We start from the raw sequence: 14,434 nt of genomic DNA, 5'->3' as shown, positions 1-14,434 counted from the left end.
CAAAAAAGCCCGCGGCTGAGCTGAGGCCGGCCGAGTCGAGCGGGTCGAAGCGCGTCGTAGCGTAGGGTGTCCGGATCGTCACGATCGCCGGGTTTCCATGGGCGATCAAGGCGGAACCCCTGATGCCGCAAGGGATACTCCAGATGAGTGAGCTCTACTGACGTCGGATCTAACCCCGTCGCGGCCGACCTGTGACCGAATCTCCCCCAGGATGTGACCTTTGTCCTGGGGGATCGGTATTTGCCCAGCTCAGGCACCCTCCCCCTGGTGCCCCGAGGACGAAAGACCTGTCCAATTCATGACGTAATGCACTGCACGCCATTCCCAGCAGAGGACAAGCTGATGTAGGAAGTCGGGGGATCGAATCAATCGGGAGTAAGCCAGTGAGCGCCATGTCTCTTGCCCTGCTGCTGACCACGGCCGCTGCCACGGCCGTGGGCGCTGCTGCGCTGCACGCCGTACACGGGCTGCGCAAGCAGGTCACCGCCCTGCGCGGTGAGCTGGCCCTGCCGGCCCGTCCGCGCGCCGCCGCAGCCGTCCCGCACGCCCGCAGCGCCGTGGAGTCCCCCGCAGCCGAGATACGAGCCGCCGTGGCCGAAGCCCTCGCCGAGGAGCGGGAGCGGGAGCTGGCCGAGGCGCGGGCCTTCTGGGCCGCGCAGGAGGCCCGTGACGCCGCCGACGCCCCCTCGCTGCTGGGCGGCCTGCCCGGGCTCGGCGAGGACGGCCCGGTCTTCCTGCCCCGGCAGGCGGACCTGGTCGGGCTGGAGCCGGTGCTCGGCGAGGAATTCGCCGACGAGTACCCGGAGGATTCGGCCGAACTGGCCGCCGCCCGCCGGCGCCACCCCTCGCACCCCGACTTCGTACCGGTGCAGGCGCACCACGGCGCGGACCACGAGCGCACGGTGAACCGCCTGGAGGAGCTCGCGGAGGCCCGTACGGCCCTCGCGGACGTCCGTCCCGGCCCGCTGGGCACCCTGGACGTGTACGTCTTCACGGACGGCACCACGCTGTGCATGACCCCGGGCCACCGGGAGACGGCCGAGCGCCTCTCCGAGGCCCTGCGGGCCGGCACCGCGCCCGTCCTGCTGGGCGGGTCCGGGATTTCCGGCGCGTACGCGCTCACGTTCTCCTGCGGGGACTCCGAGGACCCCGACAGCAACGTCTACATCCTCGCGGACCGCGTCATCGCATCGCTCTGACTTCCGCCCGCTCCACCAGTTCCACGGCCTCGTCCAGCAGTACGGACGGGGCCGTTCCGGCGTCCGGGGCCGCGCGCAGGGCCTCCGCGAGGTCCAGGCCGGTCACCGACAGCTGGTCCCCCACGACGAAGATCCCCGCGTCCGGCACCTCGCGCGCGGGCGCCGGAGCCGCCCCCCGCCCGGCCTGCGACGCCGCCTCCTCCAGCCGCTGTGCCCGCACGGCGAGCTCCCGGGCCAGGGCCAGTGCCTGTTCCGCGGCGCCGCGCTGCAGTCGGCTCTGCGGAGCCGCCCTCAGGCGGTCGGCGAATCGTTCCACGGCGACGGTCAGGGGTGAGGTATCGAGCACCCGGCCGACCTTACGCGCCGCTACCGCGCCATTGCCAACGGGCGAACTCGCCGGCACGGTGGCGTGAAGAGAACAGCACGGCGATACCTCCGGAGGCGCCCATGTCCGTAGAGTTCTCCGAACAGACCCACCGCAACATGATCGACAGAATCCCGCAGAGCACCGGTCGTGAGATCTCCGACTGGCTCCGCGCCGTCGACGAGGGCCCGTCCCTCCTCCGGTTCGAGGAGAAGGTCAGCTGGCTGCGCGGCGCGCACGAACTGTCGCACGGCCAGGCCAAGGCGATCATCCACGAGCACGACCTGCGCAGAGCCGCCCGCCGGTTCGGCTGAGGCCGCCGCCGCGGTCGCCCGCCACGGCCACCCGCCCCCCTGAGCCCGCAACCCGACCACCGATCCCCGTCCGACCTCCGACGTCCGTCCTGAACGCGGGAAGGCCCCGCGAGCGGTGTGCTCGCGGGGCCTTCCCCGTGCTGCGGTGCCGTGTGCGCCCCGGGGCGGTCCGGCTAGTCGTTGCCCGAGAGGATCTGGAAGATCCGGAGCATCTCGATGTAGATCCACACGAGGGTGGTGGTGAGACCGAAGGCGGCCAGCCAGGCCTCCTCGCGCGGGGCGCCGTAGGCGACGCCGTCCTCGACCTGCTTGAAGTCGAGGGCGAGGAAGCAGGCGCCGAGGATGATGCCGATGACGCCGAACAGGATGCCCAGGGGGCCGCTGCGGAGTCCGAGGCCGTCGCCGCCCACGATGAGCGTGATCAGCAGGTTGGTCAGCATCAGGAGCATGAAGCCCACGGCCGCGGCCATCACGAAGCCGGTGAAGCGGCGGGTGACGCGGATCCAGCGCATCTTGTAGGCGAAGAGCACGCCCGCGAAGACGCACATCGTGCCCATGACGGCCTGGATGACCACGCCGGCGCCGAAGTACGTGCTGGTGGCCGAGCTGATGACCCCGAGGAAGACGCCCTCGAAGGCGGCGTAGGCCAGGATGAGCCCCGGCGAGGCCTTCGCCTTGAACGACTGGATCATCGCGAAGACGAACGCCACGAGCATCGCGCCGATGGCGATGCCGTAGGAGACGTTCAGGTTGGCCGCGTCGACCGGAAGGAAGATCCAGGCGAGCGCCGCGGTGACGACCAGGGTGCCGAGCGTCATGGCCGTACGGCTCACGACGTCGTCGATGGTCATCGCGTTGTGGTTGGCCGGCGCCGCCGGCATCCCCGTGGTGGGGTCGGTGGCGTACGGATTCGTCGCGTACGGGTTGGTCGCGGTCCCGGCCTGCGCGTGCTGCGCCTCGAAGCCCGCGTAGCCGCCGTTGTCGCGGCTGAACCCCCGTCGCGAGAAGACCGGGTTACTGCTCCTCATCTCACTCCTCCATGGCCACCGTGTGCAGCCTTGTTCTCAAGAGTAATGCGCTCGCAAAAAAAGCACCCTACCGCTGGAGGAGGATCTTAGGAGAAGGCGCGGTCGGGCGCAGAGGATAAACGGAACGGCTGCTGAAGTGCCCGGAGCCGGACTTGAACCGGCACGGCCCGAGGGCCAGCGAGGTTTAAGCTCGCCGTGTCTGCATTCCACCATCCGGGCAAGGCGCAGCGGGCCCCGTGGAAAAGCCTTGAACGCTGACGCGAGCCTATCCGGAACGCCCTCGGCGCCAGACGGCCGTCTATCCGATGTTGTCTGATTTTATTGGTGATTGAGGGGGCGTCAGGGCCGATAAGTCACGGTCGGCCCCGTTCCGGACGAGGCCTGTCGCTGGCGCGGGATTGACGTGATTTCGCCGCCTCCCGCCACCCCTTCCGCCACCCCCCGGCCGGCCCCGACCGCCGCGTGCCGGTCGGGCGGTGACATGGACACCCTCAGGGTGACTGTCATACCAAAGGAGGAGTCCGGCCGACGTCCGGTCAGACTCCAGTGGGCCTGCGAACGGGCACCTCGGCTGATCCGGAACCCCGGGGGTCGCCGTGAGGATGGAACCGTCCCGCCGTTCCGCAGTCCGCCCGACAGGAGTCCCCCCTTGACCGCCATGAACTACGCCCCGCACACCCTCCAGGCCTCGGCCGCCCGTGCGACGCAGTTGTCCAAGGTGTACGGCCAGGGCGAGACCCGGGTCGTCGCGCTGGACAACGTCTCCGTCGAGTTCGCGCAGGGCCAGTTCACCGCGATCATGGGCCCGTCGGGTTCCGGCAAGTCCACGCTGATGCACTGCGTCGCCGGACTGGACACCTTCTCCTCCGGCTCGGTCCGCATCGGCGACACCGAGCTCGGCTCCCTCAAGGACAAGCAGCTGACCCAGCTGCGCCGGGACAAGATCGGCTTCATCTTCCAGGCCTTCAACCTGCTGCCGACCCTGACGGCCCTGGAGAACATCACGCTGCCGATGGACATCGCGGGCCGCAAGCCCGACAAGCAGTGGCTGGACACCGTGATTGCCATGGTCGGCCTCTCCGAGCGGCTCTCGCACCGGCCGACCCAGCTCTCCGGCGGCCAGCAGCAGCGCGTGGCCGTGGCCCGCGCCCTGGCCTCCCGTCCGGAGATCATCTTCGGTGACGAGCCCACCGGAAACCTCGACTCCCGCTCCGGCGCCGAGGTCCTCGGCTTCCTGCGCAACTCGGTCCGCGAGCTCGGCCAGACCGTCGTCATGGTCACCCACGACCCGGTCGCCGCCTCCTACGCGGACCGCGTCATCTTCCTCGCCGACGGCCGGATCGTCGACGAGATGGCCCACCCCACCGCCGACGGCGTGCTGGACCGGATGAAGGCCTTCGACGCCAAGGGCCGCACCAGCTGAACCCCGGGGCGCACCGCGCGCCGCGCGAGCCCCCGCCGCCCCCGAAGACCTCCTCCAGACTTCCAGCCCACCAGGACTGATATCCCCATGTTCCGTACCGCCCTGCGCAACGTCCTCGCGCACAAGGCCAGGCTGCTGATGACGGTGCTCGCCGTCACCCTCGGCGTCGCCTTCGTCTCCGGCACCCTCATCTTCACCGACACCCTCAGCAAGGCCCTGTCCGGCCAGTCGGCCAAGAGCTACGACGGCGTCGCCGTCTCCGTCACCTCCTACGGCCAGGGCCGCAACGAGGAGGGCCAGAAGGAGGGGGAGCCGGGCATCAGCCGGCAGACCCTCGACAAGGTCAAGGCCGTCAAGGGCGTCGACGCCGTCTCCGGCCGGGTGTCCGGCTTCGCCGGCGTCGGCGACGAGGACGGCAAGCTGATCGGTTCGGGCTGGGCCAACAAGGGCTCCAACTACGCCCCCGTCAAGGACGGCAAGGACCCCCGCTACACCTTCACCACCGGCGCCGGCCCCACCAAGGACGACCAGATCGCCCTGGACAGGGAAACCGCCGCCAAGGGCAAGTACGAGGTCGGCGACAAGGTCCGCGTCGCCACCAACGGCCCGGTCCGGGAATTCGCCCTGACCGGCGTCTTCACCACCGAGGACGGCGCCGTCAACGCCGGCGGCAGCCTGGTGCTCTTCGACACCCGGGTCGCCCAGCAGCTCTACCTCCAGCCCGACTTCTACGACGAGCTCTCCGTCAGCGCCAAGGCGGGCACCTCCGCCGAGCAGCTGCTCGCCGACATCGAGCCCCTCCTCGCCAAGAACGCCAAGGCCCAGACCGGCGTCGCGCTCGCCGCCGAGGAGGCCGCCAACATCAAGAAGCAGATGAGCGGCATGAGCACCATGCTGCTCGCCTTCGCCGGCATCTCCCTCTTCGTCGGCGTCTTCCTCATCTACAACACCTTCACCATGCTGGTCACCCAGCGCACCAAGGAACTGGCCCTGTTGCGCGCCGTCGGCGCCAACCGCGGTCAGGTCATGCGCTCGGTGCTCGCCGAGGCCCTCGTCGTCGGCGCCGTCTCGGCCGCCATCGGTCTCGTCAGCGGCATCGGCCTCGCGGCCGGCATGCGCTCCCTGATGGACGCGATCGGCGCCAAGATCCCCGGCGGCGAACTCGTGATCGCCCCCGTCACCATCGTCGCCGCGCTGGTCATCGGCGTCCTCGTCACCACCCTCGCCGCGCTGCTGCCCGCCTGGCGCACCGGTCGGATCGCCCCCGTCGCCGCCATGGGCAGCGCCCACCTGCCGGCGAGCGCCAAGTCGCTGGTGCTGCGCAACGTGTTCGGCTGCGTCATCAGCGCCCTCGGCATCGGGGTCGTCTTCCTCGGCGTGTCCATGAAGAGCGACGGCCGCATGGTCATCGGCGGCGGCGCGTTCTTCATGCTCCTCGGCATGATCGTGCTGCTCCCGCTGCTCTCCAAGCCGGCCATCGCCGCCGTCCGCCCCGCGCTGCAGAAGCTGTTCGGCGTCCCCGGCAAGCTGGCCGCGCAGAACGCGGTGCGCAACCCGCGCCGCACCGCCGTCACCGCCGCCTCGCTGGCCATCGGGCTGACCCTGGTCACCACCATGTCGGTGCTCGGCGTCACCATGGGCAAGGCCGTCGACCGGATGAGCACGGACAAGCTCAAGGCCGACTACAAGGTCACCATGTCCGGCGGCATCGGCGGCCTCGACAGGACGGTGGCCGAGACCCTGGCCAAGGCCCCCGGCGTCGAGGCCGTCTCGGTGCAGGCCGACGGCTGGTTCAAGGTCGGCGAGTCCTTCCGGTCGGCCTCGGGCGTCAACCCGGCCACCATCGGCCGCCTGCTGAACATCGAGGTCACCAGCGGTTCGCTGGACAGCCTGGTCAAGGGTGAGGTCGCGGTCGCCGAGAGCACCGCGAAGGAGCAGAAGCTGACGGCGGGCTCCACCCTGGACGTCACCTTCGACGACGGCCGCAAGGGCGCCCTGAAGGTCGGCGCGGTCTACAAGGACCTCGAAGGCCTGCTGTCCCCGTACGTCCTCGACAACAAGGTGCTGGCCCAGCACAGCGAGGACCAGTACATCCGCGAGGTGTACGTCAACACCACCGGCGGCGAGACCAAGGCCAACCAGCGGGCCGTCGTCGACGCCCTCGGCAAGAACCCGGCGATGAGCGTCGTCACCCGGCAGGACATGCGCAACGAGATGGGCGGCATGGTCAACACCGCGCTGAACATCATGTACGGACTGCTCGGCATGGCACTGATCATCTCGGTGCTGGGCGTGGTCAACACCCTGGCGATGTCCGTCTTCGAACGGACCCAGGAGATCGGCATGCTGCGGGCGATCGGCCTCGACCGCGGCCGGGTCAAGAACATGATCCGCCTGGAGGCCGTGGTGATCTCCCTGTTCGGCGCGGTCCTCGGCGTGGCCATCGGCGTCTTCCTCGCCTGGGCGGTGGGCACCACGCTCGCCAAGTCCGTACCGAACTACGAGCTGGTCATGCCCTACGACCGGATCGGCATCTTCCTCCTGCTCGCCGCGGTGGTCGGCGTCCTCGCCGCCATGTGGCCGGCCCGCAGCGCCGCCCGGCTGAACATGCTGACCGCCATCAAGACCGAGTAGCCCGCCGGCCGGCGGTACCAGGGACACGGAGGGGCCCCGGGGCGTTCGCCCCGGGGCCCCTCCGTGTCCCTCGCGTCCCGCGCGGGGCCGTGTGCCTACGCGGCGCCCCAGGTCCGCGTGCGCAGCGGCAGGTCGGCGGCCCCGCCGGTGCGCGGCCGGACCGCGAGGACCTGGTTCACGCCGAGGCGGGCGTGCTCGAAGCCGAGCGCGGAGGCCGCCATGTACAGCAGCCAGACGCGGGCCCGGCCGGGCGAGGTCAGCCGGACGGCCTCGTCCCAGTGGTCCTCCAGCCGGGTCACCCAGGCGCGCAGGGTGAGCGCGTAGTGCTCGCGCAGCGATTCGACGTCGCGGACCTCGAAACCGGCCCGTTCCAGCTCGCCGACGGTGGTGCCGAGCGGGGAGAGCTCGCCGTCGGGGAAGACGTAGGCGTCTATGAACTCGTCGATCCGGTGCGCCTCTTCGTCGGGCTCCGGAGGTCTGGCGATCTGGTGGTTCAGCAACCGGCCGCCGGGGGCCAGCAGGGCGTGCAGGGTGCGGGCGTACTGGCGGTAGCGGTCGGCGCCGACGTGCTCGGCCATCCCGATCGAGGAAATGGCGTCGTAGGGGCCGTCCTTGACGTCCCGGTAGTCCTGCACCCGGATCTCGACCCGGTCGGTCAGACCCTCGTCCGCGACCCGCTTGCGGGCGTACGCGGCCTGCTCCCGGGACAGGGTGATGCCGGTGACCGAGGCCCCGTACTCGCGGGCCGCGTGCAGGGCCATGGAGCCCCAGCCGCAGCCCACGTCGAGGAGCCGGGTGCCGGGGGTCAGGCCGAGCTTGCGGCAGACCAGGTCGAGCTTGTCCCGCTGGGCGTCCTCCAGGGTGCCGCCCGGGGCCCAGTAGGCGCACGAGTAGACCATCGAGGGGCCGAGCACGCGCTCGTAGAACTCGTTGCCCACGTCGTAGTGGTGGCTGATCGCCTGCCGGTCGCGGCCCTTGGAGTGCGCGGGCCCGCCGCGACGGGGAGCCTCCTCGGGCGGCGGGGCGGGCGCCGCCCAGGGGCGCGCCAGGGTCACCAGCTCGCGCACGGCGGCCCGTACGTCCGGGTCGCGCAGCAGCACCGCCGTGTCGGCGGCGCCGGCGGCCCGGACGGGCAGGAACGGGCGCAGCGCGGCGAGCTTGGCCGGCCCGCTCGGCAGGGTGGTGGGCGCCGAGGCGGACTCCCGCTCCCAGAGCAGGCCGCCCACCCGGTCCAGCAGTTCGAAGAGGTCGCCCTCGACGGTCAGGTCGCCGGCGACGTAGGCCCGGGCCAGCCCGAGCTCGCCCGGCTTCCAGAGCATGCGGCGCAGGGCCCGACGGTTCACCAGGACCAGGACGGGGCCCGTCGCGGGGCCGGCTTCGGTGCCGTCCCAGGCCCGTATGCGGACGGGCAGGGGGGCGCCCAACAGTGTTTCGGCAAGAGCGGCCAGCCGCGGCGCGGCGTCGGTCATCGCAGGCACCTCCAGAAGTTCCGACCGAACGGCCTACCCACTTCCGATCCGCGCCAATCGGCCGCCCGCGGCGGGGTACGCCGAAGGGGCCGCCCGCACCACGGATGGCGGGAGGCCCCTTCGGGGACGTACGGGTCGTGCTCAGGTTCCTGCCGGGCCGCGCCGGATCAGGAGGCCTTGGCCTTCTCGGCCGGGGCGGCGGCCGCGGGGGCCGGCGCCGGCTTGGCGGCCTCGTAGAACTCCTCGCGCGGGGTTTCGAGGGCTCCGAGGGAGACCACCTCGCGCTTGAGGAACATGCCGAGGGTCCAGTCGGCGAAGACGCGGATCTTGCGGTTCCAGGTCGGCATGGCCATGCCGTGGTAGCCACGGTGCATGTACCAGGCGAGCCGGCCCTTGAGCTTGATCTTCATCTTGCCCATGACGATCATCGCGACGCCCTTGTGGAGGCCGAGGCCCGCCACCGCACCCTTGTTGGAGTGCTCGTACGTCTTCTGCGGGAAGCCCCGCATGCCCGAGATCACGTTGTCGCCGAGGACCTTCGCCTGGCGCAGCGCGTGCTGGGCGTTCGGCGGGCACCAGGCGTTCTCCACGCCGGCCTTGCGGGCGGCGACGTCCGGAACCTGGGCGTTGTCGCCCGCGGTCCAGATGTAGTCCGTGCCCTTGACCTGGAGGGTCGGGTCGGCGTCGACGTGGCCGCGCGGGCCCAGCGGCAGGCCGTAGCGGGCCAGCACCGGGTTCGGCTTGACGCCGGCGGTCCAGACGATGGTGTTGGAGTCGACCTCGAGGCCGTTCTTCAGCACCACGTGGCCGTCCACGCAGGAGTCCATGGAGGTGTTGAGGTAGATCTCGATGCCGCGCGACTCGAGGTGCTCCTTGCCCCAGGTGCCGAGCTTCGGCCCGACCTCGGGAAGGATCTTGTCCGCCGCGTCGACCAGGATGAAGCGCATGTCCTCGCGCTTGATCGTGGCGTAGTACTTGGCGGCGTCGCGGGCCATGTCCTCGACCTCACCGATGGTCTCCGCACCGGCGAAGCCGCCGCCGACGAAGACGAAGGTGAGGGCCTTGCGGCGGACGTTCTCGTCCGTCGTGGACTCGGCCTTGTCGAGCTGTTCGAGTACGTGGTTGCGCAGGCCGATGCCCTCTTCCACGCCCTTCATGCCGATGCCCTGTTCGGCCAGGCCGGGGATCGGGAAGGTGCGGGAAACGGCGCCGAGCGCGATCACCAGGTAGTCGAAAGGCAGCTCGTACGCCTCGCCGACCAGCGGCGTGACGACGGCGACCTTGCGGTCCTGGTCGATGGTCGTGACCCGGCCGGTGAGGACCTCTGCCTTGGGCAGCACGCGTCGCAGCGGGACGACGACGTGCCGAGGCGAGATGCTGCCTGCGGCCACTTCGGGGAGGAAGGGCTGGTAGGTCATGTACGAGCGCGGGTCGACGACCGTGACGGTCGCCTCGCCGTAGCGCATCTTCTTCATGATGCGCTTGGCTGCGTACAGGCCTACGTACCCACCTCCTACAACGAGGATCCTGGGACGCTCCGTGGTGCTCATGAGAATGAGTATCCAGCACCCTCAGGGGTGACGCTCGTGAGCCCCTTCACAAGGTGATATGACACCTCTGCTACACTGCGCGGCCCACGTGACCCAGGTCATGGGACGGAACGGGAACCGAGGGGTGGCGGGAATCGTTGTTCACCCGTCCTGAACTGGCCTCCAGGCCCTTGAGCGGAGTAGACCACCGGGTTGGTGGATACCTACCGGCGACCTCCCCGGATGTCCACCATTCACACGAACACACCCTCGAAGGCCACCTGCCGGCCCCGAAGGGGCCCCAATGTGGGTCCAGCGGCTCGGATTCCTTGTGAAGAACTTCACGAAGTTCATGTGGGCAGGGGGACTTTCGGCCCCCGCAAGGGCCGCCGGGGCCCTCCCCGACGCGCTCCGCACTGCCGCCGCACTGACGGTTCTCGCCCGGACCACGATCCTCCGGCGCCCCTGGAGGACGGTCGGAGCCACGGCTGAACCCTGACCGAGCAGGATCGGGCGATGCCGGGCCATCGACAGGCCGGCCGCGATGCGCATCCTCGCCGCACTGACACCGCAGCATGTGAGTCCGCATCCACCGCGACATGCGGGTCCGGACACGACGGCGGTGCTCCGGTCGGTCGACCGGAGCACCGTCTTTCAGCGGTCGGTCAGGTCAGACCCGTCGCTTGTCGGCCTCGGCCTCTTCCGCGGTCCTGATCGCGATGCCGTCGAGGATGTCGTGTTCCGAGACGACGACCTCGCGGGCCCCGGTGCGCTCCATGATCGCGAGGAGGACCAGGGCGCCGGCGCCGATGACGTCCACCCGGCCGGCGTGCATGACGGGGATCGCCGCGCGCTGCGCGTGGGTGGAGGTCAGCATGCGCTCGGTGATCTCGCGGACCCGCTCGTAGGGGATCCGGGAGTGGTGGATCGCCGCGGAGTCGTACGCGTCCAGGCCGAGGGCGATGGCGGCGACCGTGGTCACCGAGCCGGCCAGGCCGACCAGGGTGCGGGCCTCGGCCAGCGGGACGGTCTCGGCCGCGAGGTCCAGCGCCGCCTCGATGTCGGCCCGTACGGCGGCGATCTGCGCGGCCGTGGGCGGGTCGGTGATCCGGCCGTCCACCACGAGGTGACGTTCGGTCATCCGGACGCAGCCGACGTCCACCGAGCGGGCCGCGCGCACGTGTTCCCCACCGACGACGAACTCGGTGGAGCCGCCGCCGATGTCCACCACCAGGAAGGGCGGCTCCAACGGCCCGGCGCCGGTGAGGTCCTTGGTGGCGCCGGTGAAGGAGAACTCCGCCTCCTGGTCCCCGGAGATCACCTCGGGCTCGACGCCCAGGATGTCGAGGACGCCGCGGACGAACTCGTCCCGGTTCTCGGCGTCCCGGGAGGCCGAGGTGGCCACGAAACGGACCCGCTCGGCGCCGAGGTCCTTGATCACCGCGGCGTACTCGCGGCAGGCCGCGAAGGTGCGCTCCAGCGCGTCCGGGGCGAGCCGGCCGGTGCGGTCCACGCCCTGGCCGAGGCGGACGATGGTCATCCGCCGGTCCAGCTCGGTCATCGCACCGGTCGCCGGGTCGCAGTCCGCGACGAGCAGGCGGATGGAGTTGGTGCCGCAGTCGATGCCCGCGACCCGGGTCACGGGGAACCCTCGGCCTTCTCGTCGGCCTCCTCGGTCTTCTCGCCGCACGGGGTGACGCAGGCGCCCTTGGCCCACCACTCGGGCAGCATCGCCAGCGCCTCGTCGCCGAACGGGTTCACGCCCGGGCCCGCGGCCAGCGAGTGACCGACGAGCACGTGCAGGCACTTGACCCGGTCGGGCATGCCGCCGGCGCTCGGGAAGCCCTGGAGCACGTCGATGGCGTCGCGGCGCCGGATGTAGTCCTCGTGCGCGGCCCGGTAGGCGGCCGCGAGTTCCGGGTCCTCGGCGAGCCGGGCCTGCATCTCCTTCATCACGCCGTTGGCCTCCAGCGTGCCGATCGCGGAGGCCGCGCGCGGGCACGTCAAGTAGTACAGCGTGGGGAAGGGGGTGCCGTCGGGGAGCCGGGGCGCGGTCTCGACGACGTCCGGCTGCCCGCAGGGGCAGCGGTGCGCGATGGCGCGCAGTCCGCGCGGGGGGCGGCCGAGCTGCTGCTCGAACGCCTCGATGTCCGCGTCGGTCGGCTCGGTCCGGTCGGTCTGGGGCGGGGGCGTCTGCATGCCTGGAGGAAGTCTCTTCGGTCTCGTGGGTGGTGGGTGCGGGGCGGGCGGGTACGCGCTCAGTCGCCGGGGCGGTCGGCCTTGTCGACCCCGTCCCAGACGTTGGAGTACCAGGGCCGGTCGGAACCGGCCTGCCCACCGCGGCGGTGCTCCGGGGCCTCGGCCCCGGGGTCCTTCATGATGTAGCCGGTCTCGCCCGGGCGCAGGAAGTGCAGGTGCTTGCGCGCCTGCTGCTCCGCGTAGGCCGGGTCCTGCCAGCGGGCCTTCTCGTCGCGGAGCTGTTCGAGGCGCTTGTACGCGTCGACCGCGTTCCGTTGCTGGTCCGCGATCTCCGAGCGCTGGGACACGTACTGGCGCATCGGGTACGCGAGGGCGACGACCAGGGTACAGAGGACGAGGACCAGCAACGCGGCCCGGCCGGTGAGCCGGCTGCGGCGGACCTGGCGCCGCGTCTGCGAGCGGTAGACGTGCGCGGCGGTCCGCTCACCGAGCTGCTTGAGCCTGGTCGCCGTCGAGAAGGTGGAGAACCGGTCCCGGTTCCCGGCCATGGTCCCGCCTCCCCTGGATGCGCGCTACGCAATACGTCCCCGCACACGGTACGGGACCGAGTGCGGGGACGTACGGAGGCCGGCGCCGCGAGGCGCTGATTGGCCCTTAGCCCTTGAAGCGCGGGAAGGCGGAGCGGCCCGCGTACACGGCGGCGTCGTCGAGGATCTCCTCGATGCGCAGCAGCTGGTTGTACTTGGCGACGCGGTCCGAGCGGGCCGGGGCGCCGGTCTTGATCTGGCCGCAGTTCACGGCGACGGCGAGGTCGGCGATGGTGACGTCCTCGGTCTCGCCGGAGCGGTGCGACATCATGCACTTGAAGCCGTTGCGCTGGGCCATCTCGACGGCGTCGAGGGTCTCGGTCAGCGAACCGATCTGGTTCACCTTGACGAGCAGGGCGTTCGCGGAGCCCTCCTCGATGCCGCGGGCCAGACGCTCCGGGTTGGTGACGAAGAGGTCGTCGCCGACGATCTGGACCTTGGCGCCCAGCTTGTCGGTGAGGGTCTTCCAGCCGGCCCAGTCGTCCTCGTACAGCGGGTCCTCGATGGAGACCATCGGGTACGCGGAGACGAGCTCCTCGTAGTACTCGGTCATCTCGGCGGCCGAGCGGGACTGGCCCTCGAACTCGTACTTGCCGTCCTTGTAGAACTCGGACGCGGCGACGTCGAGCGCGAGCGCGATGTCCTTGCCCGGGACGTAGCCGGCCTGCTTGATGGCCTCGACGATGAGGTCGAGCGCGGCGCGGTTGGACTCCAGGTTCGGGGCGAAACCGCCCTCGTCACCGAGACCGGTGGAGAGGCCCTTGGTGTGCAGGACCTTCTTGAGGGTGTGGTAGACCTCGGCACCCCAGCGCAGCGCCTCGGAGAAGGACTCCGCGCCGATCGGGGCGATCATGAACTCCTGGATGTCCACGTTGGAGTCGGCGTGCGACCCACCGTTGAGGATGTTCATCATCGGAACGGGCAGCAGGTGCGCGTTCGGGCCGCCGAGGTAGCGGAAGAGCGGGAGGTCCGAGGCCTCGGACGCGGCGTGCGCCACGGCGAGGGACACGCCGAGGATCGCGTTGGCGCCGAGGGAGCCCTTGTTGTCGGTGGCGTCCAGGTCGAACATGGCCTGGTCGATCAGCCGCTGCTCGGTGGCGTCGTAGCCGACGAGCTCCGGGCCGATCTGCTCGATGACGGCGAGGACGGCCTTCTCGACACCCTTGCCGAAGTAACGGTTGGGGTCACCGTCACGCAGCTCGATGGCCTCGAATGCACCGGTGGAGGCGCCGGACGGAACTGCAGCACGGCCGGTGCTGCCATCGTCGAGGCCCACCTCGACCTCGACCGTGGGGTTGCCTCGGGAGTCCAGGATTTCCCGGGCTACGACGACGTCGATGGACGGCACGAGCATCTCCTTCTGGGATGTGACGCTGGGTGTGCGGTGGCGTGTCAGGCCGTGGGATGGCCTTGCCGCCTAGAGCCTAACCGGCTCCGGGCACTGGGCCCGCCGACCGCCCGGGTCCTGGGACGAAATAGGGGCTGAATGCTCCTCTTCCAGGACATAGGGCTCTTGAGAAAGTGGGCTCCGGCCCGCGGAGGGCCGCCCGCGCCGGCTCCGGAACGGGCCGCGGGAGCCGCCCCGGAACGCGCCGCCGGACATGACCGCGAGCATGCCGCCGCCCGGCGCGCGAGGGGATGCGGGCCGGGCGGTGGACATGCTGCGGGACCGCGCGTGATGCGGTGTC

The 14,434-nt window shown here is 70.7% G+C and carries 12 protein-coding genes and 1 tRNA gene; 4 read left to right on the top strand and 9 right to left on the bottom strand.

Going from position 1 to position 14,434, the window contains the following annotated elements:
- Positions 1-392: 392 nt before the first annotated feature.
- A complete protein-coding gene (locus tag ACZ4XJ_RS32835) occupies positions 393-1,199 on the top strand; it encodes a hypothetical protein (RefSeq protein ID WP_362883244.1) in 807 nt (268 codons plus the stop codon).
- On the opposite strand, the gene ACZ4XJ_RS32830 is transcribed toward ACZ4XJ_RS32835, so the two are convergent.
- Positions 1,183-1,545: a hypothetical protein gene (locus tag ACZ4XJ_RS32830; RefSeq protein ID WP_362883231.1), complete on the bottom strand. Its 363-nt coding sequence runs from the start codon at positions 1,543-1,545 to the stop codon at positions 1,183-1,185. The two genes, ACZ4XJ_RS32835 and ACZ4XJ_RS32830, sit on opposite strands and share 17 nt — an antisense overlap.
- Before the next feature lie 101 nt (positions 1,546-1,646).
- Here ACZ4XJ_RS32830 and ACZ4XJ_RS32825 point away from each other — a divergent pair, with 101 nt between their 5' ends.
- Positions 1,647-1,877: a DUF4287 domain-containing protein gene (locus ACZ4XJ_RS32825; protein WP_281206443.1), complete on the top strand. Its 231-nt coding sequence runs from the start codon at positions 1,647-1,649 to the stop codon at positions 1,875-1,877.
- A gap of 173 nt (positions 1,878-2,050) precedes the next feature.
- On the opposite strand, the gene ACZ4XJ_RS32820 is transcribed toward ACZ4XJ_RS32825, so the two are convergent.
- Complete coding sequence (locus ACZ4XJ_RS32820; protein WP_362883233.1) at positions 2,051-2,905, bottom strand: Bax inhibitor-1/YccA family protein; 855 nt, start codon at positions 2,903-2,905, stop codon at positions 2,051-2,053.
- A gap of 137 nt (positions 2,906-3,042) precedes the next feature.
- Positions 3,043-3,124, bottom strand: a tRNA-Leu gene (locus ACZ4XJ_RS32815).
- 439 nt (positions 3,125-3,563) lie between these two features.
- On the opposite strand from ACZ4XJ_RS32815, the gene ACZ4XJ_RS32810 reads away from it, so the two are divergent.
- Positions 3,564-4,328, top strand: a complete 765-nt coding sequence (locus ACZ4XJ_RS32810; RefSeq protein ID WP_362883246.1) for an ABC transporter ATP-binding protein — start codon at positions 3,564-3,566, stop codon at positions 4,326-4,328.
- Positions 4,329-4,415: 87 nt separating this feature from the next.
- On the top strand, positions 4,416-6,962 hold the full coding sequence (locus tag ACZ4XJ_RS32805) for an ABC transporter permease (RefSeq protein WP_468498294.1): 2,547 nt from the start codon (positions 4,416-4,418) through the stop codon (positions 6,960-6,962).
- Positions 6,963-7,057: 95 nt separating this feature from the next.
- On the opposite strand, the gene ACZ4XJ_RS32800 is transcribed toward ACZ4XJ_RS32805, so the two are convergent.
- The 6 genes from ACZ4XJ_RS32800 to eno all read right to left on the bottom strand — a co-directional run bounded on the left by ACZ4XJ_RS32800 (position 7,058) and on the right by eno (position 14,100).
- Positions 7,058-8,431: a cyclopropane-fatty-acyl-phospholipid synthase family protein gene (locus ACZ4XJ_RS32800; RefSeq protein ID WP_362877635.1), complete on the bottom strand. Its 1,374-nt coding sequence runs from the start codon at positions 8,429-8,431 to the stop codon at positions 7,058-7,060.
- Between the two features lie 167 nt (positions 8,432-8,598).
- Positions 8,599-9,981, bottom strand: a complete 1,383-nt coding sequence (locus tag ACZ4XJ_RS32795) for an NAD(P)/FAD-dependent oxidoreductase (RefSeq protein WP_468498293.1) — start codon at positions 9,979-9,981, stop codon at positions 8,599-8,601.
- Between the two features lie 649 nt (positions 9,982-10,630).
- Entirely contained in the window at positions 10,631-11,602 is a 972-nt protein-coding gene (locus tag ACZ4XJ_RS32790; RefSeq protein ID WP_362877637.1) for a Ppx/GppA phosphatase family protein, read from the bottom strand.
- Entirely contained in the window at positions 11,599-12,159 is a 561-nt protein-coding gene (locus ACZ4XJ_RS32785; RefSeq protein ID WP_362877638.1) for a DUF501 domain-containing protein, read from the bottom strand. Before ACZ4XJ_RS32785 ends, ACZ4XJ_RS32790 begins: the two co-directional genes overlap by 4 nt.
- A gap of 59 nt (positions 12,160-12,218) precedes the next feature.
- Positions 12,219-12,707 (bottom strand): FtsB family cell division protein, encoded by a 489-nt coding sequence (locus ACZ4XJ_RS32780; RefSeq protein WP_362877639.1) that lies wholly within the window; start codon positions 12,705-12,707, stop codon positions 12,219-12,221.
- Positions 12,708-12,813: 106 nt separating this feature from the next.
- On the bottom strand, positions 12,814-14,100 hold the full coding sequence (gene eno / locus ACZ4XJ_RS32775) for a phosphopyruvate hydratase (RefSeq protein ID WP_326590032.1): 1,287 nt from the start codon (positions 14,098-14,100) through the stop codon (positions 12,814-12,816).
- Between the last annotated feature and the right edge of the window lie 334 nt (positions 14,101-14,434).

This window comes from Streptomyces sp. NPDC029836 (assembly GCF_055574495.1).
This window is presented reverse-complemented; position numbering and strand designations above follow the sequence as displayed.

Coding starts and splice junctions, on each gene's coding strand:
- ACZ4XJ_RS32835 (WP_362883244.1), top strand. CDS start 393: ATGTCTCTTGCCCTGCTGCTGACCACGGCCGCTGCCACGGCCGTGGGC.
- ACZ4XJ_RS32825 (WP_281206443.1), top strand. CDS start 1,647: ATGTCCGTAGAGTTCTCCGAACAGACCCACCGCAACATGATCGACAGA.
- ACZ4XJ_RS32820 (WP_362883233.1), bottom strand. CDS start 2,905: ATGAGGAGCAGTAACCCGGTCTTCTCGCGACGGGGGTTCAGCCGCGAC.
- ACZ4XJ_RS32810 (WP_362883246.1), top strand. CDS start 3,564: ATGAACTACGCCCCGCACACCCTCCAGGCCTCGGCCGCCCGTGCGACG.
- ACZ4XJ_RS32805 (WP_468498294.1), top strand. CDS start 4,416: ATGTTCCGTACCGCCCTGCGCAACGTCCTCGCGCACAAGGCCAGGCTG.
- ACZ4XJ_RS32800 (WP_362877635.1), bottom strand. CDS start 8,431: ATGACCGACGCCGCGCCGCGGCTGGCCGCTCTTGCCGAAACACTGTTG.
- ACZ4XJ_RS32795 (WP_468498293.1), bottom strand. CDS start 9,981: ATGAGCACCACGGAGCGTCCCAGGATCCTCGTTGTAGGAGGTGGGTAC.
- ACZ4XJ_RS32785 (WP_362877638.1), bottom strand. CDS start 12,159: ATGCAGACGCCCCCGCCCCAGACCGACCGGACCGAGCCGACCGACGCG.
- ACZ4XJ_RS32780 (WP_362877639.1), bottom strand. CDS start 12,707: ATGGCCGGGAACCGGGACCGGTTCTCCACCTTCTCGACGGCGACCAGG.
- eno (WP_326590032.1), bottom strand. CDS start 14,100: ATGCTCGTGCCGTCCATCGACGTCGTCGTAGCCCGGGAAATCCTGGAC.